Annotated in this window: 33 protein-coding genes and 4 pseudogenes; 16 read left to right on the top strand and 21 right to left on the bottom strand. The window is 41.9% G+C overall.

What is annotated here, in order from left to right; all coding sequences use genetic code 11:
• Window positions 1–55 precede the first annotated feature (55 nt).
• The 4 genes from HDEF_RS05070 to HDEF_RS05055 all read left to right on the top strand — a co-directional run bounded on the left by HDEF_RS05070 (window position 56) and on the right by HDEF_RS05055 (window position 1,681).
• Window positions 56–604: a PAS domain-containing protein gene (locus tag HDEF_RS05070; RefSeq protein ID WP_015873560.1), complete on the top strand. Its 549-nt coding sequence runs from the start codon at window positions 56–58 to the stop codon at window positions 602–604.
• A 218-nt stretch (window positions 605–822) separates the two neighbouring features.
• Window positions 823–1,074, top strand: a complete 252-nt coding sequence (locus tag HDEF_RS13140) for a hypothetical protein (protein WP_044612303.1) — start codon at window positions 823–825, stop codon at window positions 1,072–1,074.
• Window positions 1,075–1,178: 104 nt separating this feature from the next.
• Window positions 1,179–1,430 carry a YoeB-YefM toxin-antitoxin system antitoxin YefM gene (gene yefM, locus HDEF_RS05060; RefSeq protein WP_015873559.1) on the top strand — a complete coding sequence of 84 codons (252 nt, stop codon included), beginning with the start codon at window positions 1,179–1,181 and terminating at the stop codon, window positions 1,428–1,430.
• A complete protein-coding gene (locus HDEF_RS05055) occupies window positions 1,427–1,681 on the top strand; it encodes a Txe/YoeB family addiction module toxin (protein ID WP_015873558.1) in 255 nt (84 codons plus the stop codon). Before yefM ends, HDEF_RS05055 begins: the two co-directional genes overlap by 4 nt.
• A gap of 14 nt (window positions 1,682–1,695) precedes the next feature.
• Here HDEF_RS05055 and HDEF_RS05050 read toward each other — a convergent pair whose 3' ends face one another.
• Genes HDEF_RS05050 through HDEF_RS13520 form a run of 4 tightly spaced genes read right to left on the bottom strand, consistent with a single transcriptional unit; the run spans window position 1,696 to window position 5,425 of the window.
• On the bottom strand, window positions 1,696–2,799 hold the full coding sequence (locus HDEF_RS05050) for a restriction endonuclease subunit S (RefSeq protein WP_268802496.1): 1,104 nt from the start codon (window positions 2,797–2,799) through the stop codon (window positions 1,696–1,698).
• Window positions 2,796–4,835 (bottom strand): HsdM family class I SAM-dependent methyltransferase, encoded by a 2,040-nt coding sequence (locus HDEF_RS05045; protein WP_015873556.1) that lies wholly within the window; start codon window positions 4,833–4,835, stop codon window positions 2,796–2,798. Before HDEF_RS05045 ends, HDEF_RS05050 begins: the two co-directional genes overlap by 4 nt.
• A 48-nt stretch (window positions 4,836–4,883) precedes the next feature.
• Entirely contained in the window at window positions 4,884–5,213 is a 330-nt protein-coding gene (locus HDEF_RS13525) for a hypothetical protein (RefSeq protein WP_274376879.1), read from the bottom strand.
• A gap of 32 nt (window positions 5,214–5,245) precedes the next feature.
• Window positions 5,246–5,425, bottom strand: a complete 180-nt coding sequence (locus tag HDEF_RS13520; protein WP_274376878.1) for a hypothetical protein — start codon at window positions 5,423–5,425, stop codon at window positions 5,246–5,248.
• Window positions 5,426–5,700: 275 nt separating this feature from the next.
• Between HDEF_RS13520 and HDEF_RS05035 the strand changes: the two genes are divergently transcribed.
• Both HDEF_RS05035 and HDEF_RS05030 read left to right on the top strand, forming a co-directional pair.
• A complete protein-coding gene (locus tag HDEF_RS05035; RefSeq protein WP_012737971.1) occupies window positions 5,701–6,078 on the top strand; it encodes an IS630 transposase-related protein in 378 nt (125 codons plus the stop codon).
• Window positions 5,990–6,523 (top strand): IS630 family transposase, encoded by a 534-nt coding sequence (locus tag HDEF_RS05030; protein ID WP_086934965.1) that lies wholly within the window; start codon window positions 5,990–5,992, stop codon window positions 6,521–6,523. The genes HDEF_RS05035 and HDEF_RS05030 overlap by 89 nt, the downstream gene beginning before the upstream one ends.
• Here HDEF_RS05030 and HDEF_RS13770 read toward each other — a convergent pair.
• The 4 genes from HDEF_RS13770 to relB form a co-directional block, all read right to left on the bottom strand.
• A complete protein-coding gene (locus HDEF_RS13770) occupies window positions 6,481–6,738 on the bottom strand; it encodes a primase C-terminal domain-containing protein (RefSeq protein ID WP_407078895.1) in 258 nt (85 codons plus the stop codon). The two genes, HDEF_RS05030 and HDEF_RS13770, sit on opposite strands and share 43 nt — an antisense overlap.
• Before the next feature lie 66 nt (window positions 6,739–6,804).
• Window positions 6,805–6,984, bottom strand: coding sequence for a replication initiation protein (locus HDEF_RS13765; RefSeq protein WP_086934990.1), 180 nt, complete (start codon window positions 6,982–6,984; stop codon window positions 6,805–6,807).
• 141 nt (window positions 6,985–7,125) lie between these two features.
• Window positions 7,126–7,392, bottom strand: coding sequence for a type II toxin-antitoxin system RelE family toxin (locus tag HDEF_RS05020; protein ID WP_015873555.1), 267 nt, complete (start codon window positions 7,390–7,392; stop codon window positions 7,126–7,128).
• Entirely contained in the window at window positions 7,376–7,600 is a 225-nt protein-coding gene (gene relB, locus HDEF_RS05015) for a type II toxin-antitoxin system RelB family antitoxin (RefSeq protein WP_015873554.1), read from the bottom strand. The genes HDEF_RS05020 and relB overlap by 17 nt, the downstream gene beginning before the upstream one ends.
• Before the next feature lie 528 nt (window positions 7,601–8,128).
• Here relB and HDEF_RS05010 point away from each other — a divergent pair.
• Both HDEF_RS05010 and HDEF_RS05005 read left to right on the top strand, forming a co-directional pair.
• Window positions 8,129–8,404 (top strand): helix-turn-helix transcriptional regulator, encoded by a 276-nt coding sequence (locus tag HDEF_RS05010; RefSeq protein ID WP_015873553.1) that lies wholly within the window; start codon window positions 8,129–8,131, stop codon window positions 8,402–8,404.
• Between the two features lie 180 nt (window positions 8,405–8,584).
• Entirely contained in the window at window positions 8,585–9,277 is a 693-nt protein-coding gene (locus tag HDEF_RS05005; RefSeq protein WP_015873552.1) for a helix-turn-helix transcriptional regulator, read from the top strand.
• Between the two features lie 45 nt (window positions 9,278–9,322).
• Here HDEF_RS05005 and HDEF_RS05000 read toward each other — a convergent pair whose 3' ends face one another.
• The 6 genes from HDEF_RS05000 to HDEF_RS04980 all read right to left on the bottom strand — a co-directional run bounded on the left by HDEF_RS05000 (window position 9,323) and on the right by HDEF_RS04980 (window position 12,051).
• The gene (locus HDEF_RS05000) at window positions 9,323–9,571 is read right to left on the bottom strand and encodes a DUF2442 domain-containing protein (protein WP_015873551.1); all 249 of its coding nucleotides are present in this window, start codon (window positions 9,569–9,571) and stop codon (window positions 9,323–9,325) included.
• Window positions 9,555–9,764 carry a DUF4160 domain-containing protein gene (locus tag HDEF_RS11445; protein ID WP_086935037.1) on the bottom strand — a complete coding sequence of 70 codons (210 nt, stop codon included), beginning with the start codon at window positions 9,762–9,764 and terminating at the stop codon, window positions 9,555–9,557. The genes HDEF_RS05000 and HDEF_RS11445 overlap by 17 nt, the downstream gene beginning before the upstream one ends.
• A 49-nt stretch (window positions 9,765–9,813) precedes the next feature.
• Complete coding sequence (locus tag HDEF_RS04995; protein WP_015873550.1) at window positions 9,814–10,245, bottom strand: DUF29 domain-containing protein; 432 nt, start codon at window positions 10,243–10,245, stop codon at window positions 9,814–9,816.
• Window positions 10,246–10,286: 41 nt separating this feature from the next.
• Window positions 10,287–10,598 carry a hypothetical protein gene (locus HDEF_RS04990; RefSeq protein WP_044612300.1) on the bottom strand — a complete coding sequence of 104 codons (312 nt, stop codon included), beginning with the start codon at window positions 10,596–10,598 and terminating at the stop codon, window positions 10,287–10,289.
• Window positions 10,574–11,656: a relaxase/mobilization nuclease domain-containing protein gene (locus tag HDEF_RS04985; protein WP_015873548.1), complete on the bottom strand. Its 1,083-nt coding sequence runs from the start codon at window positions 11,654–11,656 to the stop codon at window positions 10,574–10,576. Before HDEF_RS04985 ends, HDEF_RS04990 begins: the two co-directional genes overlap by 25 nt.
• Window positions 11,657–11,751: 95 nt before the next feature.
• Complete coding sequence (locus HDEF_RS04980) at window positions 11,752–12,051, bottom strand: plasmid mobilization protein (protein ID WP_044612299.1); 300 nt, start codon at window positions 12,049–12,051, stop codon at window positions 11,752–11,754.
• Between the two features lie 707 nt (window positions 12,052–12,758).
• On the opposite strand from HDEF_RS04980, the gene HDEF_RS04975 reads away from it, so the two are divergent.
• Window positions 12,759–13,034, top strand: coding sequence for a hypothetical protein (locus tag HDEF_RS04975; protein WP_044612298.1), 276 nt, complete (start codon window positions 12,759–12,761; stop codon window positions 13,032–13,034).
• Between the two features lie 27 nt (window positions 13,035–13,061).
• Here HDEF_RS04975 and HDEF_RS04970 read toward each other — a convergent pair whose 3' ends face one another.
• A complete protein-coding gene (locus tag HDEF_RS04970; RefSeq protein ID WP_044612297.1) occupies window positions 13,062–13,262 on the bottom strand; it encodes a hypothetical protein in 201 nt (66 codons plus the stop codon).
• 894 nt (window positions 13,263–14,156) lie between these two features.
• Here HDEF_RS04970 and HDEF_RS04960 point away from each other — a divergent pair.
• Window positions 14,157–15,023: a replication initiation protein gene (locus HDEF_RS04960; protein WP_015873542.1), complete on the top strand. Its 867-nt coding sequence runs from the start codon at window positions 14,157–14,159 to the stop codon at window positions 15,021–15,023.
• Between the two features lie 249 nt (window positions 15,024–15,272).
• Here the strand turns inward: HDEF_RS04960 and HDEF_RS13135 are convergent.
• Window positions 15,273–16,029: pseudogene (locus HDEF_RS13135) on the bottom strand (IS110 family RNA-guided transposase); the annotation flags it as partial.
• On the opposite strand from HDEF_RS13135, the pseudogene HDEF_RS04950 reads away from it, so the two are divergent.
• A pseudogene (locus HDEF_RS04950) lies at window positions 16,011–17,192 on the top strand (Tn3 family transposase); the annotation flags it as partial. The pseudogenes HDEF_RS13135 and HDEF_RS04950 overlap by 19 nt on opposite strands.
• A 94-nt stretch (window positions 17,193–17,286) precedes the next feature.
• Window positions 17,287–18,312 (top strand): annotated as a pseudogene (locus HDEF_RS04945) (IS110 family RNA-guided transposase).
• A gap of 249 nt (window positions 18,313–18,561) precedes the next feature.
• On the opposite strand, the gene HDEF_RS11440 reads toward HDEF_RS04945, so the two are convergent.
• Entirely contained in the window at window positions 18,562–18,729 is a 168-nt protein-coding gene (locus HDEF_RS11440) for a hypothetical protein (RefSeq protein ID WP_158533945.1), read from the bottom strand.
• A gap of 229 nt (window positions 18,730–18,958) precedes the next feature.
• Between HDEF_RS11440 and HDEF_RS04940 the strand changes: the two genes are divergently transcribed.
• The 4 genes and pseudogenes from HDEF_RS04940 to HDEF_RS13515 all read left to right on the top strand — a co-directional run.
• Complete coding sequence (locus tag HDEF_RS04940; RefSeq protein WP_044612295.1) at window positions 18,959–19,189, top strand: DUF433 domain-containing protein; 231 nt, start codon at window positions 18,959–18,961, stop codon at window positions 19,187–19,189.
• Window positions 19,190–19,203: 14 nt separating this feature from the next.
• Entirely contained in the window at window positions 19,204–19,560 is a 357-nt protein-coding gene (locus tag HDEF_RS04935) for a DUF5615 family PIN-like protein (protein WP_234809473.1), read from the top strand.
• Between the two features lies 1 nt (window position 19,561).
• A complete protein-coding gene (locus HDEF_RS04930; protein WP_015873535.1) occupies window positions 19,562–20,119 on the top strand; it encodes a recombinase family protein in 558 nt (185 codons plus the stop codon).
• 64 nt (window positions 20,120–20,183) lie between these two features.
• Window positions 20,184–20,888: pseudogene (locus HDEF_RS13515) on the top strand (IS6 family transposase); the annotation flags it as partial.
• 154 nt (window positions 20,889–21,042) lie between these two features.
• On the opposite strand, the gene queF reads toward HDEF_RS13515, so the two are convergent.
• From queF to HDEF_RS13115, 4 genes are read right to left on the bottom strand one after another with little or no spacing between them, the layout of a single operon-like run.
• Window positions 21,043–21,885, bottom strand: coding sequence for an NADPH-dependent 7-cyano-7-deazaguanine reductase QueF (queF, locus tag HDEF_RS04910; RefSeq protein ID WP_015873534.1), 843 nt, complete (start codon window positions 21,883–21,885; stop codon window positions 21,043–21,045).
• A gap of 2 nt (window positions 21,886–21,887) precedes the next feature.
• Window positions 21,888–22,757: a queuosine precursor transporter gene (locus tag HDEF_RS04905; RefSeq protein WP_015873533.1), complete on the bottom strand. Its 870-nt coding sequence runs from the start codon at window positions 22,755–22,757 to the stop codon at window positions 21,888–21,890.
• Window positions 22,747–23,034 carry a hypothetical protein gene (locus tag HDEF_RS13120; RefSeq protein ID WP_234809472.1) on the bottom strand — a complete coding sequence of 96 codons (288 nt, stop codon included), beginning with the start codon at window positions 23,032–23,034 and terminating at the stop codon, window positions 22,747–22,749. Before HDEF_RS13120 ends, HDEF_RS04905 begins: the two co-directional genes overlap by 11 nt.
• Before the next feature lie 8 nt (window positions 23,035–23,042).
• Window positions 23,043–23,369, bottom strand: a complete 327-nt coding sequence (locus HDEF_RS13115; RefSeq protein WP_234809471.1) for a helix-turn-helix domain-containing protein — start codon at window positions 23,367–23,369, stop codon at window positions 23,043–23,045.
• Window positions 23,370–23,441: the final 72 nt, after the last annotated feature.

The raw sequence follows: 23,441 nt of genomic DNA, 5'->3' as shown, positions 1-23,441 counted from the left end.
AAATATTGTTAATACTGCCTACTCTAATGAACGCTTTTTTCAAAAAAAAGAGGGGATGAGTCAGATGCATTTCAACCCAAAAGACATTTCAAATCAGATAATTTATCACCTAACCCCTCATCCTCATCCCCACCACATCCGCGATAAAGTCTCTCGTTATCTTTATATGAATCCCGCAATGGCTGAACTATTGAATGTCCCAAAAGGGGTTCCTGTTGAAGGGAAACGGTTATCTGAAATCAAAACGGACACATCGGAATTTTTTGAAGGTATCAAGAAACAAGAGGAGAGGGTCATACAAAAAGAAACTGCTGTCTCTTTACTGATAACGGCGAATTTTGGAAAAGAAAACCGTCTTCAACCCTACATTTTTGATATTCATCCCTTCTTTGATGAAACAGGTCAGCTTGTGGGCACCCTCGCAGAAGCCAGACAATGTCAATTCTTCTCACTCTTGGACTCACTCACTGCAAAAATTCAGCTCACCAGTTTTGAGGCGAAATTCTTGAGTGACATGCAAAGCAAGTACGATCTGAATGGTTCATTCTCATGGTTAACTCAAAAACAGAGAACAACACTGGAAAATATTTTAGCTAAGTACTGACGGAACTGAGGTATCTATGGCTCTAGTATCAATATGTGAGGCAGCCAGACTGACTGGAAAAAGTCGCACAACAGTGCAGTCATACATACATTAAGCAGGGAAAACTGACCAAGTGTACAGACAGCAATGGCACTTCAAAGATAGACACATCAGAGCTTCTGCGTGTTTTTGGATCATTTACTGGTCAGCAAGTTGGCAGTGAACAATCAGGCAGTACTGTGCAGCATTTGGCAGGTGATTCTGTGCAGTTATCTGACCAGATTTTGCAGCATCAAAACCAAGCTTTAAAAGCTGAAGTAGAATTAGTCAAAGCCTTGCTGCGTGAAAAAGAACTACTACTCGCTGAAAAAGACAAGCGCAACGAAGACCTCAAGCAAGCCCTGTTACTGATAGAGTCCAATTTGCCAACCACACAGGAACCAGTCGAACAGCCGGTGGTGAAAAAATCATGGCAATTCTGGAAAAAATAGCGGTTTCAGTCCGTTTGCCGGCTGAAACCAGAATCGCCATTTCATATAGCCTAAATGTTATGTACAATGAATTGTACAAACTCCAGTAAATAACGAGGTGCGATATGAGAGCAGTAAGCTACAGTGAAGCAAGACAGAATTTATCGACAACCATGATCCAGACGATTGAAGACAGAGCGCCTGTACTCATCACTCGCCAGAACGGTGAATCATGCGTACTGATGTCTCTCGATGAGTATAACTCTCTCGAAGAGACAGCCTACCTGATGAGATCGCCTAAAAATGCCCGTAGACTGATGGATTCAGTAGAAAGCTTGAAAGAAGGGTTCGGCGTAACAAGGGATATGATTGAGTGAAGCTTACATGGTCTGCCGAGGCGTGGGATGACTATCTGTACTGGCAGGAAACAGACAAAAAAACAGTAAAAAAGATCAATGAACTCATTAAAGATGCCAGCAGAACACCTTTTGAAGGTAAAGGAAAACCTGAGCCGCTGAAGCATAATCTCGCTGGATTCTGGTCACGAAGGATCACCACTGAGCATAGGCTGGTTTACGCCGTGGGTGATGATGCCTTGCTAATCGCGTCATGTCGTTATCACTACTGAAACTGTGTTTACTGTTAAATCATTTCAGCCCCTGATTTAACGACTTTTTTATGTGTTGCTATTTTTTGATCTGCGTATTGGGCAACATCTTTAATCACTAATTTTTGAATTGCAGAAATCAAGATTTCCATTGATGAAAATTCTGGATGATTACTTTTTGATGGAAGGGAAATAGTATCCTTCTGAATTTTTTTATTACTAATACTATCACCCCAAGAATATTTGTGATTTAAGCTTTTATGTACACAGGTAGCCAGATATAATTGAGTTGATTTTGTTTTTCCATTTTTACCTTTAAGACTTAAAATTAAATTATGACTATCATTAGAGTAAAAATCATTTTCTTGATAACTAACAACAAAAGTTTTACCACCAATAAAAATACAACCCCCATTTTCTAAATATCTTTTATCATAGGATATGTAAGAACTCACTCCATTATTCTCACTACTGGCACATAGATATGGTGTACTACCACTATTCTGTTTAATATCTCTAGAGAGAATATTACCAGTATTTTTAACATCGAATATATCAACAACATTAAACTCATTAAATATTAAATCGTTATAGTTATCTAAAGCTTGTTGTTCTTCTATAGTTAAATTATAATCTTTCAATCCAGCCGATGTTAAATACGCCTCCAGCTCCGCTATAAACGCATCCATAAAATCAAAATCTACTCCCTCACTGTTAACGGGAAGCATCATTTTGAAATTCAAACTTTGAGAGCTTCTTAGTTTTTTTCCAAAATCAAATTTCCCGTTTAAAGATTTACTCATGGATATTGCAAAAAACTTCATCGTTTCTTGTGAATAACTATTTTCATCATTCCAATAAACACCAGTATCATCACCAGCGCCGAAAGAGTAGTTTCTATAAAATGTATTCCCAAAAATATCGACGGTAATAGAATTGGATGGGAATATTGCAACTGGATTTGATATGTAATTAACTACTCCGTTATTTTTCGCTCCTGCCATGACAAAAGGAATGCTCCCAGCAATTTGGTCATCTTTTTTCAATCTACGACCTTGATATATGTTGTTAAATATTTCTTTAAACCGGTATTCTCCCCACTTAACATTTTTTAATTTTACGTTAAGTAGGGAAGCTATTTTCCCAAGCCGTCATCTCCACCTTGTTTTTTCAGTAAGTTAGACACTTCCCATGCAAGATAATCAGCAACTGTTTTTTTAAAATCCGCCAAAGTTGGCTTGGTATCTACAGGAATCAATTGATTCCAATCAGCACCACTTTCAGGATTAATCGTATTTTCAAAATACTCGCTTTCGGTCAGGATATTCAGCTTATTTTTACCCAAACGGACTAAATCAATCACTTCCTGATAACGTTCTTTGGCGTGATCGGTATCTTTAAGGTTATTGCTCGCTTTTTTCCGGTTGGTTCTGGTATACCCATCATTGCTAAAGTCAATAAACTTGACCATTTCATCCCTATGATGAGCTTCACCCACTTTAAATACATAGATATAGGTTTGAACACTGGATTTGCCGATGAATAAATCAATCGGCATTTTAATGCTGGCAATCAGCGTGTGTTTTTTCAGAATTTTTTGATTAATCTCTTTGGCTTTTCCTGAGCCAGCTGACCCCTGAATAATAATCGCAGCATAGCCACTGTTCATCATAGAAAGGGCTTTTTCAACAAAGACCATTCCATTACCTTGAGCCGAGTAAGGTGGATTCAGTACAAACGCATTTGCCGGAAAGTGTTTATCAGTTTGACCAAAACCGTATTTACCATCAAAATCTGTGAGTGAGTTTTTATTTAAAATATTAGAGCTACCATCGCCCATTAAAATCATATTTAAGATAGCCAACATATAGACACTGGAGAGTAACTCTAACCCCAGAAGTTGTTCAGCTTTAATGCGTATCTCTTTACTTCTTAATGCTTCTGGTGAGGTAATGCTATTTTTTGCATCAATCAGCATTTCATTCATGGCCGCAACTAATAACCCAGCAGAGCCGGTTGCGAAATCCCAGACATAGGAATCTTTATTCACTCGGGCAAGTTTAACTAATAAGGTAGCGACATAAGAGGGCGTTAAAACGACATCGTTGAGTTTATCTTGTGTGAATCCTAACCAGCTATACATTTCATTAAACAGCTTGCCCGTAAAATCCGTGGCGAGTCCGATTTTGTAATAAATACCTAAATCGTCAACAATTTTAGTAAAAATCCGCTTAAGCTGACTTTCACCATTAATTACTTTATTAATATTATCTGTCATTAATGTATTTTGTAATGTGCGTATAATTAATGACTTTTTCGTCTCAGGTAATTCTTTATAATGTAAGAATGACTTTATTTTATTAATAATAATATCACCATCCGTATACCCCACTTCGGATGATGATGTTAATTCACCTTTTTCTAACGGTTTTACTTTATCAGGAATACCTATCGTGGCAATAATCGATGCAGCCACTAAATAAACGCGGTCATTTTCACCCAGTCCTTTTTCATTTTGGTAAATATCGTTATTCAGCTTAACTAAACAAGCATCGATTTCTCTTTCTTTTTTATTCTTAAGATTATCTAGCTCTTCGGGAGATAACTGTAATGCATTAACTCGCGCAATAAAGGAATCAAAGTTTTGCTCTGCTAAAAAAGAAAAATCGGAATACTCAGCAACTTTCTGACCCGCACCTAAATTGCTTTTTGATACATAGTAAACGCCAATATCGGGTTGTAACGTGCCAGTGTCATCAATGAAACCGGTCATTCCGATCGCAATAATGTCGGTATAACTCGTATGATGAAGTAAGGCATTGGCGTAATGTACGGCACCATTAACCGCATAATGATTGATATTTTTAAAATTAGGTTGGTTTTTAGATGTCTGATTATCAACGATCCCGTCAGTATTAAATTTAACCAAGTTATCTTTATAGCCCTTATACTCAATTAAAATGGGATAGGTATTCCCTTGTTTGTCTTTTAAAAGGAGTTTTACATCAGGTCTATTTCCACCAACCCCACCATTTTTAGAAAAATAATCATTAAGCGCTTTATCTATCTCGGAATTTAACGGGTTTTGCTCTAATTTATAGTCCAAATGGTAAGATTTAAGCCATCCATTCGCGAGATCAGCAATGTTGGGTTCGACAGATTGTAATTTAGCCATTTTTCTTTTTATTCCAAGTTTTATAAAAATATCAATAGATTAATTCGGTTATTTTACAGGTTTAATCTGATAAAAACGCTCCCCTTTTTTATTGGTAAATTCGTTTCCTATGACCTGTACACACGGCTTCTCATTACAGGTACTTATATCAGCAAGCGGAGCTTTCATCTCCCAGACAGCTTCCATCCGCTGCATCGCGGCAATCCGCGCGTAGCCGCTGTCGATAAAGTAAACCATGCCCCAAAGGCATCCTCCCATGACCGCAAGCATCGTCATAACGAGATAAATCGCTGACTTCCACGTATAGCGCGACATCTCGCGGCGCATGGCGTACACGGACTCTTGAGCCGCTTTAACCACCTGATTCAGGGCATTCACGGCAGGCTTCTGCTGCTCCAGTGCGGCTTGTTTTAACTCACGCTCAACCTGACGGCACTGTACAGCCCCGAGATAACCTGCGCAAGCTCTGCTGTCTGACTGCTTAACAGGGCAGACTCTCTCTGAAATTCGTCAATCAGCGCGGCGACCCGTTTTTCCTGTGCCTGCTGATGCCCGATAAGGGCAGCTATTTGTTTAATCTCATCGTTCATAAACGTTCTCCTGAAGGGGCTGTTATCTGATATGGCTCGCTTGTTTCAGTCGCATCATACTTTTTCATAGTAAGCCTTTTGCTTTACGCCGATAGTACGTCGCACGATGAATGCCAAGAGCAGCCCAAGGCTTCAACTGCTCTATTGAGCTAGAGATGATGGGTCTACCACCGCCTTTACTAATCTTTCCGTCAATCATTCCAGATTCACACCAGTTATAGCTAAGCGATTTAATTTTAGTTACAATATAAAGAACTAATTAGCATGAGGTCACTATGAGTTATTCAGTGGATTTTCGTCAAAAAGTCCTGAGTATTCGAGAGAAAGAAGGACTGAGCATCAGAGCAACGGCGAAGCGTTTTCACGTAGGTACAGATACTCTCAGGCGTTGGCTCAAGCGAATAGAACCGAAACCCTCGGGTCCGCGTCGAGGCAAGATGGATAAAGAGGCGTTTATCAAAGATGTGGCAGAGTATCCAGATAGCTATCAACGGGAACGGGCGGCCCGTTTCGGGGTGTGCCCCAAAGCCATCTGGCAAGCATTGAAAAGATGGGGTCTGACCTATAAAAAAAACTCTGCGTCATCCCAAGGCAAACGAAGAGGCACGACAGGGGTTCCAGGAAAAAATCGCGGGGTATCAAAAGCAGGGTAAATCTCTGGTTTATCTCGATGAGAGCGGCTTTGCTCACGATATGCCCCGCCTCTACGGATACGCTACACGAGGTCAACGCTGTTTTGGGACTCACGATTGGCAGGCTAAGGGCCGCACTAACGTCATTGGTGCCTTATTAGGGGTCACTCTCATCGCGGTGGGCCTCTTTAACTGCTCCATTAACAGCGATGTTTTTTATGCCTGGGTCACTCAGCTGCTCCTACCCGCTCTTCCTCATCCGTGCGTGATGATGATGGATAACGCTTCTTTCCACAAGCGAAAAGATATTCAACACGCCATTCTCAACGCCGGTCATTCTATTGAATATTTGCCTCCTTATTCGCCCGAGTTCAACCCTATTGAGCACACATGGGCTCAAGCTAAAAGAAAAAGAAGAGAACTTCAATGCGACATCAATACCTTGTTTTCAGAACATATTATGTAACTATTCTTATGTCGTTTAGCTATATTAGCCATACGTCCCCCTTTCGCGCAACGTATGGCTTGAATCCGAGAAAATACAGAAGCGTTAAAGCGTTGATACGTCCATTTAGAAATACTTCTCGCAATGGCTTTCACTTCGTTTTCACCCAGCGGGGCTGGAAATTGTAAGTTGTAGGCGAGGGCTCTATCGAAACAGGATTCAAACCATTGAGGCAAATCGGGCCAACCCCGTTTAATCGCCTTATAAGCCCCCTGACGGGTTTTTTCGAAAATTGTACAAAATTAACGGCCCAGTCCATAATTTAAATCGATTAGAGGGGCATGAGAGGCCCTTAAATCAACATAATCGGCAAGCTCATCAAGTGTATAAGGCGCAGCTCGCCATTGAGTCACTTGCCAATCAGCATGATTCGGATTTTTACAGATCAAACCACCATATCTGGGATCGGCCTGCAGTTTCAGGCAAAGCGCCCTACCTTATGGCAGATCTGTTTTTTTGAACTCAACATGTGATAATATTCTCCTGTGATTTAGCTTCACGCCAATCGTACAGCCCTAAATATTCATGAACTTCTGCCAAGAATACAGCATGATTTTTAGGGCTTACTCATATACTTTTCTACGGTGGCCTATAGTTGCAACCAAAATAATTAACCCTTCGTCAAAAATTTCACAAAGCACCCTATAATCGCCAATTCTGTATCGCCAAAACTCCCCTAAGTCACCCTTAAGAGATTTTCCAAATATTCTAGGATCATCACTACTTGTTATGCGCTTATCGAGATAATCCACAATTCTTTTTGCATTCTGCCTATCCATTTTTTTTAGAGATTTCAGTGCAGAATCAGCGTATTTAATCTTCCAGACCAAGAGATTTCCTTACATCCTCTGAACTATGAACCGTATCTTGGCCTTTTCGCACACGAGCCACAGTATTCGCAACAAGGTAGTAATCTTCCAAATCCTCCAAATGCATAAGAATTGCTTCACGTGCATAAAATGTCTTCGTGCGCCCTGTTCTTCTTGCTAAATTATCTAACCTATTTTCGATCTCATCCGGTAGACGTATAGCCAACATATTTTTCACCTCACAAATATATACATGTATATCAAATCATACGCATGTAGCAAAAAATGTCTAGCCTTACTTGCACATACGATATTCTAAGCGGTATAGTGATGTTGTTGCCCTAATGGGCAATCGGGTTTGATCTCCCGAGTACGAAAGCGGACATCCGCCGCTACATGCGGTTTTTTTATGTCTGTTGTAAACCACAGTTACGCCTAATTATGGTGAGGCGTAGCGGGGGAGCTGAAAAGCTCGCTGGTTTCTATGAACGCCAGTCTTCGAACCTTGTTACGTCTTGCCACCCCGTTTGATCTCGGGGGCAAGGTTGAAAATTAACTATACGAAAGAGGCCGAAACTATGGCTACCATAAAACTCCGCTCTAAATTTATCGATACATATTGTATTATCTCCAGAAACTCCAATACCCCTTCAGGAAAAGTCCTATTTACACTCAACGAACGAAGAACATTTAACGTAATGTTCAAGGAAAATAGCCTTCTATGGATAGGCCGCAGGTCTGTTAGTGAGGGATTTCTATGAAAACTTTCAACCTAAAGCAAATCAAAAAATTCCGAAAGGTCTTTCCCGAGCTCACCACGTCAGAGCAACTTGAAACGGCGATGCTTTTTTCTTTGGGATTAACTAAAAAAGAAATTGCCGCGTTGCGGGAGGTCAGCTACAAGGCGGTAGAAGTCATGTTAGATCACATTAAAAAACGATGTCAGGTTCACTCTATCAACATGATGATGGCTCTATTTCAGGTGCGTTTGGTGTTCTTTGCATTGTCTGGATGTGCTGTAGAAAATCAATAATCTCTTTATTCACTCATTCGAGGTCATAAAAGTTCAGTTTTTACTATTTACTGGACTTTTATGACTGTTCCATACCCTAAAAAAACAACTGACCACTAGGGATTTTCCCGTCTGTATTGATCTCGAAATATTGTTAATACTGCCTACTCTAATGAACGCTTTTTTCAAAAAAAAGAGGGGATGAGTCAGATGCATTTCAACCCAAAAGACATTTCAAATCAGATAATTTATCACCTAACCCCTCATCCTCATCCCCACCACATCCGCGATAAAGTCTCTCGTTATCTTTATATGAATCCCGCAATGGCTGAACTATTGAATGTCCCAAAAGGGGTTCCTGTTGAAGGGAAACGGTTATCTGAAATCAAAACGGACACATCGGAATTTTTTGAAGGTATCAAGAAACAAGAGGAGAGGGTCATACAAAAAGAAACTGCTGTCTCTTTACTGATAACGGCGAATTTTGGAAAAGAAAACCGTCTTCAACCCTACATTTTTGATATTCATCCCTTCTTTGATGAAACAGGTCAGCTTGTGGGCACCCTCGCAGAAGCCAGACAATGTCAATTCTTCTCACTCTTGGACTATATCCAGGGTAAATCACCCAAAACATTAACCCCTTCACTCCTCAATACGATGTTGACTCAACGCGAACTTGAAATAATTTTTTATGCTTATCATGCTTTAAGTATCAAAGAAGTGGGGGAATATTTAAATCTCTCTCATAGAACAGTTGAGAATAAATTACAGTGTATTTATGAAAAAATGGGGGGTCATCACCAGAAAGGATTCAGAAAATATATTCAAGATAGCGGACTGAATCAGTTTATTCCCCAACATCTATTGGCATCAAGTATTCAGATCATTGATTGACTCAATCATCCCTATAATGTTGTAAAAAAGGGCCTTTGTGATTTTTTAAGCCGCATGATGAGGGCGTTGGCTTAAATCCCCTTGTCCGTTAAGCAAACCTTCAATCGAAATATCTTCATTTAATCCTTCCCAATGTATCCCTCGAGCACTTAATTCAAATTGTTGGCGATCCTGCTCCGTAGCGTTCAATAATTTAGGAAACCACACCAAGGGGACACCCAATGTGCGGGCATCATTGAGCTCAACCCAGAGATAAGAATCATCAAACCGAACCTGTTTAGCTGAAATACTCATTCCACGCCTCCTCTAATAATATTTTATGTTTTTCTATGACAAGATGAATCTCTTTTAATTCACGGACGTTGAAGCCATCGTTACGGGCGAGTTGAACTCGTGGAATTAACCAAAATTTTGCTTCATTTTCTGCATTTCTGATATGAATATGTGCAGGTTCACGCGGATTACCCTCATTGGAGTAAAAAAAAATTGATACGCTTTAAATTGGGTCTATCCCAACAAAGGTACGAAAGAGGCTGTCAATCAGGGTAAAAATTATTATCCATAATCTCGTCAAACGTCCACGGGCAAGACTTAGGAAATACTGCACGCTTGATGTTGGTTTCGCGCTCGGCACCAATCACAGCATCGCCATAAGCTTCTTCAATGATTAACGTCAGCTTATTTTTGAGGCTTGGGTTATTGGAAAGCACTCTCATCGATTTCCGACGCTGCTCTTCAATGGTGAGTTTCCAGCTCCTGCTCTGGCATTCTGACTGATACTGAAACTTGAGAAGATGAATAAATAACACTTGGAGACGTGATTCAAGCCCTCTTTGTTCACTCCGCCCCATTGCTTCTATCTCCTCCAGTAAATTTTCTGTATCTAACTCATTGAAATTCCGGGCACGGAGCAAATCTGCTTGCTCTTGGCTCCAACCGTAAAAATCACTGTCATAATGGGTTGTCATATCTTCCTCGCTGTTTCAAAACGCCGTATTAATTTTTAATGTCAAAAACTCATGCCATAGTATGGTGCGTGCTTCTTAGCTCGTGCCTGTTCCTGTTGGTGACGAATAGCTGAATTCAGCGTCTGTTCGTTTTGTAGAGCTTGCTCAATTCCATCAGTTGATTGCTTAAGTTGTTTACTTGCTTCTGTAATTGGGTGTTCTCTGCTGAGGTAATTGCTAACATCTTCTGCAACTCGTTTTGCGCTTCGCTTAAGACTTTCTGTTGATTCGTAAATTTCCGCTCCAGATTTAATAATCCATTCAACAAGTGATTTTCTAGTTCCGTCACTTAATATCCCTCCGGTATCATCCAATCGCTTTTCTCGCCGAATACCCCTTTTTTCTTGTTTATCCGAATGCATAGCGTCCGATCCTCCCCACACTGACTGAATTGAATCTTTGCGCCTTCTCGATCCAATTTCTTGGCTGACCCCTGCATTTGAATTATCTGCTCTCCGTAATAACTCATGGTTAGCCAACTGCCGCTGAAGATACCCAGGAGAGGCTCAATCCGATGATCAACGGCCAGAGTATTCGGCTTCTGAATACTTTCCATCCCATACTTTCGTTCTGGTTGCGGATATCGGTTTTGATGGTATTCAGCTCTTGCTGTAATATGACCTTCAAGGCGTTGCGTAAATCGTTGAGCTGCTGCCTTGTCAGGTTTTGAATAGTCTCGTTCTCTTGCGCTATCTGATTTTTCAATCGTTCGGCTAACGCTGTAGTCTCTTGCATACAGTGCCCCCTTTAATCTCCAGCGTTTGCCACTTTCTGGTTCACAAACGGTGATGTAATCACTTCCAGTACGAGGTATTTCAAACCCCAACTCTTTCACTTGAGTTACCAGATCCTCATGACAACCTATGAGTCCCTGTATGGCTCTCTGAGACATGATCGTATCAATCATTACGTGAACATCACCTAAAGGTTTATCGCCGTTCCTGATAGTTTCTGCGGCGATTTTAAGGGTATGGTCTGGCGTCTTCATATTTCTGGTGCGATTTGGATCAGTTGGATCAGCAAGCCCATACTTTGCGTTTATTTCACTACGAAAGTCATCAAAATGTTTCTGTACAAGCTTTCCAGGAGGCCTAATATTTAAACTTTTACCAGTGCTCAGCTCAACTCTTGGTGTTACAAAATGCAGTTCATGATGTCCTGCATGAGTGTGTTTAACCCATAAAATATTGTATTGGTCGGGCTGCAATCCTGCGAAAGCTACCTGCTCAAATCTGTTTATAATTTCTTCTTCCTGCTTTGATGTTATTTGCTCATTTGGCGCAAATGACAATACTCCACTGGTGTATTTATATTCAAATTCAAGCGAATCAATCAGCTGACAAGTTAGCTCTGCATCACCTCTCAGCGTCACAGGTTTCGCATTCTCCCGTCCCAAGCGATCCTAGGCCGTTAGATAATCAATCGGCGCTTTACCGCCCCCTTTTCCGTATCGAGAGAATCCTACAATCATTCACTTATTTCCCTTATTTCTTGTTCGATGGCGATTAGGTGGGATACTACTTCAATCGCTGATGCTGCCTCTTTGTGTGTATTTACCCAACGCGCAATCATGTTTAAGTTGGCATTGATTCGATTAAGCATAGCTACTCGCTTTTTCTCATCAGTTCGATTCCTCACTCTGACTTTATTTAAATGATTGCGAACAAGTTCAGACATCGACATTTCTGTCGATTTTGAAAGTTGCTGAAGCCGCTCCCACTCCGTATCAGAAAACCTGAAACGTAACATGTTATTTTTCTTTTCCATGAATAAAATTTAACTTAAATTTTTTGATTTAGCTAATTTAACAAGGCTACCCGATGTTGCTGGGGGGAGCGAAGCGAGCCGTAGCAACATCGGGGCTTGCCAGAGGGCGCTGCCCCCTGGACCCCCAAAATTCAAACCCCGCTTAACATGGGTATGGTTTCCCGAAGGGAGGCCATACCCTTTTGAAAGGGTAATCGGGTTTCCGTTTTGTCAATGCCAAACCCTAACGGGTGCTTCGCCCGCATTGACAAAATTCCGTCCCTTAAAAGCCTAGGGCACCAAAACTTGCGTCAAGACGCAAAAATTTAAAAGATTTTAAAAGACTTTAAAAATTGGTTTTAAAAAAGCAGGTAACGCTCGCCGCAAGAACGGCCTTCGCGAAGCGGAGGCCGTTCGAGGAAGCGGAATATCATCTGAAATTACAGAGAAACTGGGTCACTCTGATGGTGAATAGAAATTCTTGGTTTTAGGTTCGATTAAATAACAATGATAAGTCAGAAAGAGTTAAAAAAATCTTGGTTGTATTGCGATGGTTAAAGTGGTTAAAAGTCCTTTAATAGAAATAGAATTATATAAAAAAATACAAGTAATTGATTTATATATTTTTTATATGTCTTGTTTTAGAACAATATTTGTCGATATAGATGCCATATTTGGCATAGAGCTATGCCATGATGTATCAGTTGGATAAAATTTGAGGTCAGCGAATGGACAGCAAAGAACAGGTAAAAAAATTACAACAAGAACTAACCCAAACCCGTGCCTTGCTTAGCAATACAGTTGATACGTTGCAAGAAGAAAGACTACTAGCTTCTACTACTAAGAATAGGGTTGTTGGTGGTTATTACATGATGTCACGACAGGCAGAGAAAAATTTAAGAGCGCTTCAAGGCAAGAATCCTGCAGCATCATTGGTTTTTAGTGTGTTACGTGAGCCTATTTTCATATGCTCAAATTCTCGGCCAGCTTCACGTCGCGCTTGAACTGACCGGAATAGATCGCCAAACGCATCAGATTCCCAACTGCTTAAACAAGTCGGATGGGCTGGAAGCGTGAAACACATCTTCACCTTGCTTACCCTTGAGAATCGTCTCGGCGGTAAGTGCATTAGGGGTTTCTCTGTATGCGATGTAAAGGCGCATCAGATCACGGATGATTTGAGCGGCGGGGCGATGGCGGCCGGATGCCTCGGCTGAAACGGTGAACGCCATTCAGGCCCTGGCGAAAACGGAACGGTCGCCTATGAAAAAGCCCGGTTTAACCGGGCTTGAAGGGAGGGCAGGGAGATGCTGCGGCGTACTCGAAAGAATAGCCAAAATCGGGGTTTGAGGAGTAACGGAACCAAAAACACCGTTCTGGTTGACGGTAAGAGGGGTAAACCGGTGGATGATGCAGCTGCCCCGCTGGGTGCGCTGGCGAGCCTGAATGAACTGTCACGGGACAATCCGAAGTGGTTAGACTGGAAAATCAGGGGGCAGGAACTGCTCAATAGGAAAAACTCAGACGGCTCTGCATAACAGAACAGCCATAAAACGCCATGAGAAGCCCGTAACGGGTTTTTCTTGTTTCAGTGGTGAATCCACTCTGTAGTCAGGAAAAAGCGCCTGTAGCGCCATTTAACCCCATTTCCTGCCAAAGCCGTGAGCGAAGCGAACTGAGTTTTACGGACATGACAGCGATTCAGTAGCCTGATGGTCGGAGACAAAAGGAATGTTCAGCGAGTTTCCCGAGCTTGCGAGGAAGCTATCTCAGTGTTTTGGGGTTTAAGGTCTGTTTTGAGCGGAGCAAACGACGTTTGCGACATCCTTTTATCATACTGAATCACTGACTCAGAGGTTCAGTTATCCACAGGGCTGGGATCTATTCTTTTTTATCTTTTTTATTCTCTCTTTATTCTAGTGATTTTAACCTTCTGTTTTTCATAGGAAAAAATAGCGATAAATGTAGGGAAAATTAGGTTTGATGTAGCAAAAATTAGGTATGAGCCCAGAAAAATGTAGGAAAAATTAGGATATCCACAACCCAACACCATCATGTAGTAATTTAAATCGCTACATTAATATGATTAGTGTAGCGATTTAAATTACTACATGATGGTGGTAGCAATGTCAGAGTTGGTCGTATTTAAAGCGAATGAGTTGGCAGTAAGCCGTTATGATCTAACAGAGCATGAGACTAAGCTAATTTTGTTTTGCGTTGCTAAATTGAACCCTACGATTGAACATCCTACACGGGATGAATTAACAGTTAAGTTCTCATGCTCTGAATATGCTCGCACTATGGGCTTAAGTTATGAAAATGCTTGGGGAAGATTGAACAGTGCAACTAGTGACCTATTTAGACGCTCTGTTGAATTAATTTATCCTACAGGAGCTGTGTCTAAACGAATTTTCAATTGGACTGAATACGCTGAGTTCAATAGAGAGGAACAGACTGTAACGTTAGTTTTTAGCTCATATATTCAACCGCTTTTATTTCATTTGAAGAAATTCATTAAATACAATCTCGAACATGTCAAATCATTTGAAAATAAATACTCAATGCGAATATATGAATGGCTACTAAAGGAGCTTTCGCAAAGAAAAACGCATAGGGGCAATATTGAAATAAGCATCAAGGAATTTAAGTTTATGCTTGAAAAAAACTACCCTCTATATGCAGAGTTGAATCGCTGGATCCTAAAGCCAGTTACAAACGATTTAAACACCTATAGCAATATGAAGTTATCTATTGAAAAACGAGGTCGCCCTGCCGATACACTGATATTTCAGGTTGAGTTAGACAAACAAATGGATCTTGTCACTGAACTAGCTAAATCGCCAGCCATGCAATCTATCGATAAAACACCGTCCAGTATCGCGCCAGAAACCCATCTAAACGGCGGACTAAGAAAAACACTACACGATGATATCCAGGGTAAATCACCCAAAACATTGGGGTCGTTTGACGAAAGGGAAATTAAAGTACTATAAGGGCTTCCCCGATTAGTCAACCCCGGTTTTTTCTGTCTGGCTATCTATCACTGAAGTTAAAGGGATAAGACTGCGGTACTATAAACGGCCATGATGAATCATTATCGATTCGGACCCTGATGAAAGACGCTCGTAAGATTCTCGTTCGCTAAACGGATAATAATATCCAGTACTTTTACAGAAATGCCTCACGGGGGTCTAACCCTTTTACATCAACGCTGACAGTTCAGATAAGATATTTTTACTGCGTCAATTAAATGACTTATTGTAGAACCTGAAGTCATCACCATAAAACAGGGACGCCCAACATAAACGGGCATTTTTGGCTGCGATTGCCACAGCAGTACGCCAGTAACCTCGGCGGTTGATCAGCGAACTCACCCACTGACTGAAAGGATCTTGTTTCTTCTCCACACCAATCATGACAGAACGTGCTCCTTGGACAAGCAAGGTGCGTAAGTAGGCATCACCCGCTTTGGTGATTTTTCCCAGTCTGGATTTTCCCCCACTACTGTACTGTGACGGTGTTAAACCGAGCCAAGCTGCCAACTGACGCCCATTTTTAAAATCATGAGCAGTGCCAATTAGCAACCAGCGCACTCGCCGTTGTTGGACCCACCCCTTTGAGTTTCATCAGATTTTGGCTGCGACTATCCTGCTTAGCGATTGTTGCCAGGATGCGATCATACTCAGCAATTTTCAACTCAATGGCATCAATATGTTCTAGCAGAGTATCGATGCACTGCCGGACCCATCCTGTTAGGTTTTCCCTGTGCTCTGCAACCAGGCGGCGTAACGATTCCGTACGTTGTGGTGCAATGAAACCAAATTCAGAGACTAATCCACGAAGACGGTTATAAGATGCAGTCCGCCCTTCAATAAATCCCTGTCGGGTACGGTGCAAGCATTGCATTGACTGTTGTTCTTCATCTTTAACAGGAACAAAACGCATATGTGGCCGACGAACCGCTTCACAAATCGCCAGCGCATCCGCCGCATCATTCCTTACCCAAAGATCGCATATCATTGCTGACAGTTATACTGGCAGATGCCATCAATCTGGGATTAGCAAAAATGGCAGAAGCCTGTCCGGGAGCTACCTTTAATAAACTTGACACGCTTCGAGCCTGGCACGTTCGTGATGAATCGTATTCTAAAGGATTGGCTGAACTGGTCAATTTCCAGCACCGGCTACCATTCGCCGCCCATTGGGGAGAGGGGAAAACCTCATCATCCGATGGGCAAAACTTCAAGGTTGGTGGTCGTGGCGGACAAACTGGCCAAGTCAATTTACGTTACGGGACTGATCCTGAGATTAACTTTTACACGCATATTTCAGATCAATACGCCCCCTATCACATCAAAGCCATCACCTCGACGATACGAGATGCAACACATGTGCTTGATGGTTTGCTGTATCACGAATCAGAGCTACGCATTGAGGAGCACTATACCGATACCAACGGTTTTACCGATCACATATTTGGGCTGTGCCCACCCCTTGGCTACCGTTTTGCACCACGGATACGGGATCTCAAAGACAATAATCTGTATGTGCCTGATGAGCCAAAAAATTATCCAGCGCTATCGAATTTTTTAGGTGAGAAAATCATTAACCAGAAAATCATTCGCTCGCAATGGTCTGAATATCTCCACCTGGCCACGTCCACCAAGCAGGGAACAGTGACAGCATCTCTCATGTTGCGCAAACTTGCCAGCTATCCACGCCAGAATGGCCTGGCACGTGCTCTGCGTGAAATAGGACGCATCGAGCGCACCATTTTTTCACTGGATTGGTTGCTTGACCCAGGCCTACGGCAACGGGTGACGGCGGGATTAAATAAGGGAGAATCGAAAAATACGTTGGCACGTGCGGTATGCTTTAACCGCCTTGGTGAAATTAGGGATCGCACTTATGAACTACAGCGTCATCGTGCAAGCGGACTTAATCTGGTGGTTGCATCAATCATTTTATGGAATACGTTTTATCTGGAACGGGCTGTCAATGCGATGCGGGCGAAGGGGTACCAGTTTGATGAGTCGCTATTCAAGCATGTTGCACCGATTCACTGGAATCACATTAATTTGACCGGGGACTACGCATGGAAACAGCATAGGCATGTTGAAAAAGGTAAATTCAGACCGCTACAGCCAATCCCTAATCCTTAGCGAATGAAAGGGACTTCCCCTAAATTAAGGTTACTGTACTCACTTTTGTGCCATTATGGGGAAGATAACCAAAATTCGAATATAGGGGAAGACTATGATTATTACAACCGTTGGGATAGACCTTGCTAAAAATGTCTTTGCTGTTCATGGTGTTGATAAAAATGGTATTCCTGTCTAGTTAAGCCTAAAGTGCCTCGAACCGCATTGCCAGAGCTAATTGCTAATTTACCTCCTTGCACGATCGGCATGGAGGCCTGTTCCGGCGCACATTACTGGGCAAGATTATTCACGCGGTATGGTCATAACGTCCGACTCATGGCGCCTAAATTTGTTTCTCCTTATCGCTTAGCAGGTAAAGCCGGGAAGAATGATGCGGCGGATGCGCTGGCGATTTGTGAAGCGGTTCGTCGGCCACATATGCGTTTTGTTCCTGTTAAAGATGAAGAACAACAGTCAATGCAATGCTTGCACCGTACCCGACAGGGATTTATTGAAGGGTGGACTGCATCTTATAACCGTCTTCGTGGATTAGTCTCTGAATTTGGTTTCATTGCACCACAACGTACGGAATCGTTACGCCGCCTGGTTGCAGAGCACAGGGAAAACCTAACAGGATGGGTCCGGCAGTGCATCGATACTCTGCTAGAACATATTGATGCCATTGAGTTGAAAATTGCTGAGTATGATCGCATCCTGGCAACAATCGCTAAGCAGGATAGTCGCAGCCAAAATCTGATGAAACTCAAAGGGGTGGGTCCAACAACGGCGAGTGCGCTGGTTGCTAATTGGCACTGCTCATGATTTTAAAAATGGGCGTCAGTTGGCAGCTTGGCTCGGTTTAACACCGTCACAGTACAGTAGTGGGGGAAAATCCAGACTGGGAAAAATCACCAAAGCGGGTGATGCCTACTTACGCACCTTGCTTGTCCAAGGAGCACGTTCTGTCATGATTGGTGTGGAGAAGAAACAAGATCCTTTCAGTCAGTGGGTGAGTTCGCTGATCAACCGCCGAGGTTACTGGCGTACTGCTGTGGCAATCGCAGCCAAAAATGCCCGTTTATGTTGGGCGTCCCTGTTTTATGGTGATGACTTCAGGTTCTACAATAAGTCATTTAATTGACGCAGTAAAAATATCTTATCTGAACTGTCAGCGTTGATGTAAAAGGGTTAGACCCCCGTGAGGCATTTCTGTAAAAGTACTGGATATTATTATCCGTTTAGCGAACGAGAATCTTACGAGCGTCTTTCATCAGGGTCCGAATCGATAATGATTCATCATGGCCGTTTATAGTACCGCAGTCTTATCCCTTTAACTTCAGTGATAGATAGCCAGACAGAAAAAACCGGGGTTGACTAATCGGGGAAGCCCTTATAGTACTTTAATTTCCCTTTCGTCAAACGACCCCTTGTTCATCCCCATTCCCAACATGGTAACGCGGGTCAAAGTCATAGGAATCCTGAAATCCCCCAGTATGTTTCTTTCTACACCGAGCAGACGGAGCCTCTTTTTACGCCAAGCGGGCCGTTCTGTTGACATCCATCCTTCCCTACGCTGACGTTGAGCAAGTGTTAGAAATCTACTGGCATATTGTCTTCTGGATTTTTAGGGGACATAAGATACTCACAAACGGAGGTTTTTGATAAGTCTTATTACATCCCTTTCGTGGTATGTAAAATCAATACGTTACCTTTCTCATAAATAGTTCTTGAAATAGTATTCTTAAATACTTAACATGACAATGAGTTTCGATAATAAGGAGAAGAGCGTGGAACAACTCAATCGCATTACCCAAGAGCCTAATGTCATGGGCGGCAAAGCCTGTATTCGTGGCATGCGTGTGACGGTAGGTATGGTCGTGGGACAAATTGGCGCTGGACATAATATTGATGAAATTCTCGCCGATTACCCTTATCTCGAACGTGAAGATATTATGCAGGCGCTTCGCTATGCAGCATGGTTGTCTGAAGAACGTGAAGTAATGTTAGCAAACGCATGAAATTACTGATAGATATGAACTTATCTCCACGCTGGAGCAACGTGTTGGCCACTGCAGGTATTGACGCTGTTCACTGGTCAACGCTAGGGGCGAATAATGCACCGGATTCAGAAATCATGGCCTACGCCAGAACGAATGATTACATAGTACTCACCGACGATCTGGATTTTAGTGCCATCCTTGCAGTGACCCACGGTGAAAAACCTAGCGTTATCCAAGTCCGTACCAACGATGTCAGCCCTGATGTCATTTGTAAGCAGATTGTCGCTGCTCTAAATCAGATGGCCTCAGAACTAGAAGCAGGAGCCTTGCTCACTGTAGACACAAACCGGACACGCTTGCGTGTACTGCCATTGCAACAAAAACACTAATATGTTAATTGGCTACGCTCGCGTATCTACCCAAGATCAAAATCTTGCTCTTCAGATTGAAGCGTTAACCAAAGCAGGTTGCAAAAAAATCTTCGAAGATAAGAGTAGTGTTAGCCGAGCTCAGAGACCTGGTCTTGTCAAAGTACTAGAAATACTACGTGAAGGTGACACGCTCGTTGTATGGAAACTGGACAGGCTGGGTCGTAGTGTTAAAAATCTGGTTGATTTAGTCGGTGAATTGCACAAACAAAACATCCAGTTTAAAAGCCTTACTGATGCCATCGACACAGGAACCGCTTCTGGTCGGTTCTTCTTTCACGTTATGGCCAGTTTAGCAGAGATGGAGCGAGAGCTGACCGTTGAGCGAACTCGCGCAGGACTGGAAGTCGCCAGGCAGTTAGGACGCAAAGGGGGGAGAAAGCGCAAGATGACTGATAGCAAAATCGAATCTGCAAAAAAATTACTGGCTAATGGCATACCCCCTCGTGACGTGGCTAAGAATCTTGGCGTGTCGGTTCCCACGCTTTATCGCTGGATCCCTGCATCAACTTACCTTTAAGGGCACTGTTGCAACTAGGCAGTGATGGTAAACTGATGACATATTGTTGCCGGAGGAGAAGCTGATGGCTCCTTTCCGTGGTCGTCATTTTGAACCTGAGGTCATTCTGTGGGCGGTACGCTGTTACTGCAAACAGGGGATCAGCTACCGCGAGCTAAAGGAAATGCTGTCTGAGCGGGGGGGTCAAGGTTGCTCCCACCCCGATTTACCGTTGGGTTCAACGCTATGCCCCTGAAATAGAAAAGCGACTGCGGTGGTGCTGGCGTCACTCACCCTTCCGATCTCTGCCCGTGGCCCATCGATGAAACGTACGTGAAGGTGAATGGCGGCTGGGCTTATCTTTACCGGGCTCTGGACAGCAGAGGCCATACTCTCGACTTTTATCTTTCCCCTCGTCGTCACACTCAAGCCGCCTGGCGATTGTTGAGACAGATTTTAAATAACGTAAAGAAGTGGCCAATCCCTCGATGTATCAACACAGATAAGGCGCCGACATATCGCCGTGCCCTCGCCCTTCTAAAAAGGGAGGGGCCGGTGCCCACCTAACCCTGAACACAGGCAGGTTAAATACCGAAACAACCTGATTGAATGCGACCATGGCAAGTTGAAAAGGATCATCCGCGCCACGCTTGGGTTTAAATCCATGAAGACGGCTTACGCCACGATAAAGGGCATGGAAGTCATGCGTGCGCTGCGAAAAGGTCAGGCTGAATCATTTTATTTTGGTCATCCCTTGGGCGAAGGGCGTCTGGTAAGTCGAGTTTTTGAAATTGAAGACTTTTTCATTAGAGACCTCGGCTTGCCTTATCCCCTATTTGCAACAGTGCCATACTCAATGCCTTTGCGATTTTCATCTGAAAGCGACTCAGTCCTTATGGACATGGGAAAGGAGTCATACAATTGTTGCGACGTTTTGTGTTCGTTTATTGTCTGATTAATCTTTTTATATTGGGGATAGATTCGTAATTACTTCTAAAAGGATTAATATCTAATCCCCCTCTACGGGTATATCTCGCAAAAACGGTTAATTTTTCAGGACGACAATATTTTTTGATATCCAGGAATATTCTTTCTACGCACTGTTCATGGAATTCATGATGCTGTCGAAATGAGATGATATATCTGAGTAACTTTTCTCTGTCTATTTTATTTCCTTCATATTTGATAAAAACACTGCCCCAATCGGGTTGATGGGTGACCAGGCAATTGGATTTTAAAAGATGTGACATCAAAGTTTCACTGACAAAAGGGGCCGTTTCCTGGGTTGCGTCCTTTAAATACCCCTCATTAAAACGGTAATCATCGACCTGTATGTCTATGTCATCGATATTCACTCCCTCAGGGTGATGAATGTGTAAATCATCATTTTTCATTCCTTCAAAGACAGTTACTGAAACTGCTCCCATAGCGGCGTTAGAGAGGTCTTTTGATAAAACAGATTGAAGTGCTTCTGAAGAATCAAAATGGGATTGGTTTAAACTATTGAGATACAGTTTTAATGATTTTGATTCAATTAAATTTTTTGATTGGGCCGGTACCTTAAATTCAGCCATGCCAACCATCGGTTTTCCTTTTTGATTTAACCAGGACAGCTCAAAGGCAGTCCATAAGTCAAATCCATCAAAAGGAAGCGTGTCGTCGATAAGCCCTATTTTTTCTCTGCCAAACGCTCTGGGGACAGGCTCTAATAAAGAAGGCGTATAGGTTTCTATATAATCTGATTTTTCACCCAGATGTTTTGCATAAATACCGTCATTATCCTGCATTTTTATGTCCTGATTTCTTTTTTGTGAATGTAATTATTGAAAAGCCAGCGAGCACCATAAATAGGGAAAGTCCCCAACACAGCATAAATTAATTTAATACAAAATTGAGAAATGATCATGATCTTGATGGTATTCAGATCTAACAACCCATAAAATGCAACGGTGATGAACAAAATACTATCAATTAAAGCAGCAAAAATCGTACTGGTGATGACCCTGATAAATAAAAATCTTGAATGGGTTAAAATTTTTATTTTCCATAATAAGTAGGAGTTGATATTTTCAGAAATAAGATAGGAAAGAGAAGAGGCGAACAAGACAGACAATATCCCCGTCATCATAGAATTATATGAATCACTGAGAGCCCACATAGGTAAAGTCGGCATTTTGGTGGTTGTCCATAAAAAAAAGACGAAAACAACGTTAACGAAAAAAGCCATGAATATCGACTTTCTCGCCATTCTTAATCCATAAAATTCATTGAGTATATCGACTAAAATGAACGTCACAGGGTAAATAAAAATGGCCGCGGGAACAATAAGATTAAAAACATCTAATTTTACGGGTTTGATTCCTGTCACATTGGAATAAATAAAAACAATCGTCAGCATCATGGAAATAAACATATAAGCATTCCATGATCTTTCATTTCTGTCGCCTATTTCATAGGCGGTTTTGACATTTTTTTCACCATAGATTTTTCTGCAGAGTGCCCTGATTTCATTTTTATTTAAATCATCGGCGATTTCACTGTTTGCTAACTGGTTCACGCCCATTGTGATGGTTTTTCCTGTTGACAACACCATGATTTTTGCAGCCAAATCAGGGCTTCGGGTAAACCCAAGTAATTTAAATTTATTGTTAAAACTCATTCTCACACCTCTCCTCAAGAATAAAACCGATTAATTTTAAATTCTCCGACTTTAATTTTTTTTCAATCAATGCCTCCCGATTTTTAACGATCAATTGATTTTGAGGTGTCACATAAAGATGTAAACTTTGACTGTCTGAGAGAGCAGATCTTTTGATGATTAAGATATCCCCCTGTGAAAAAATATCAAAAAATGGACTTTCAATTTTTAATGCAATCACGTTGGATGTATCATCAAAAATATAGGTCAGGGGATATTCTGTGACTAATTGCCCCACAGTTTTATTCAGATTTTTGATGAAATCTTTTTCAGGGATAATGGGGACGGCGGAAGGATTTTTATTCCCGTCAATAGAGAGTGTTTCACTCTGTCTTTGGATTTGTTCCAAATCATAGCACTCCATTTCATCACAAGGAAACCAAAAAAACTGGCGATTTTGTGAAGCGTTGTCTCTTGAACCTTGTTGACTTTTCCTTCCAGGATTTTATAAATCGTTGTTCTTGTAATCCCACTTCGTTCAGAAAATGAGGCTTTTGTTTCTCCTCTAGAGCGCATGAGATAAGCCACATTTTTAATGATATTGATTTTTCTTTGTGCGTTTGTCATTTTCATTTTTGAGTGAAGCGCCTTTTAATCTTTTATTTTGAGGGGTCATTAAAAGCAGAGCGTTAGAAACTGAACAAT

The sequence above is a fragment of the Candidatus Hamiltonella defensa 5AT (Acyrthosiphon pisum) genome (genome assembly GCF_000021705.1).
Lineage (GTDB): Bacteria > Pseudomonadota > Gammaproteobacteria > Enterobacterales > Enterobacteriaceae > Hamiltonella > Hamiltonella defendens.
The sequence above is the reverse complement of the archived record's forward strand: the minus strand, read 5'-3'. Positions and strand labels throughout refer to the sequence as shown.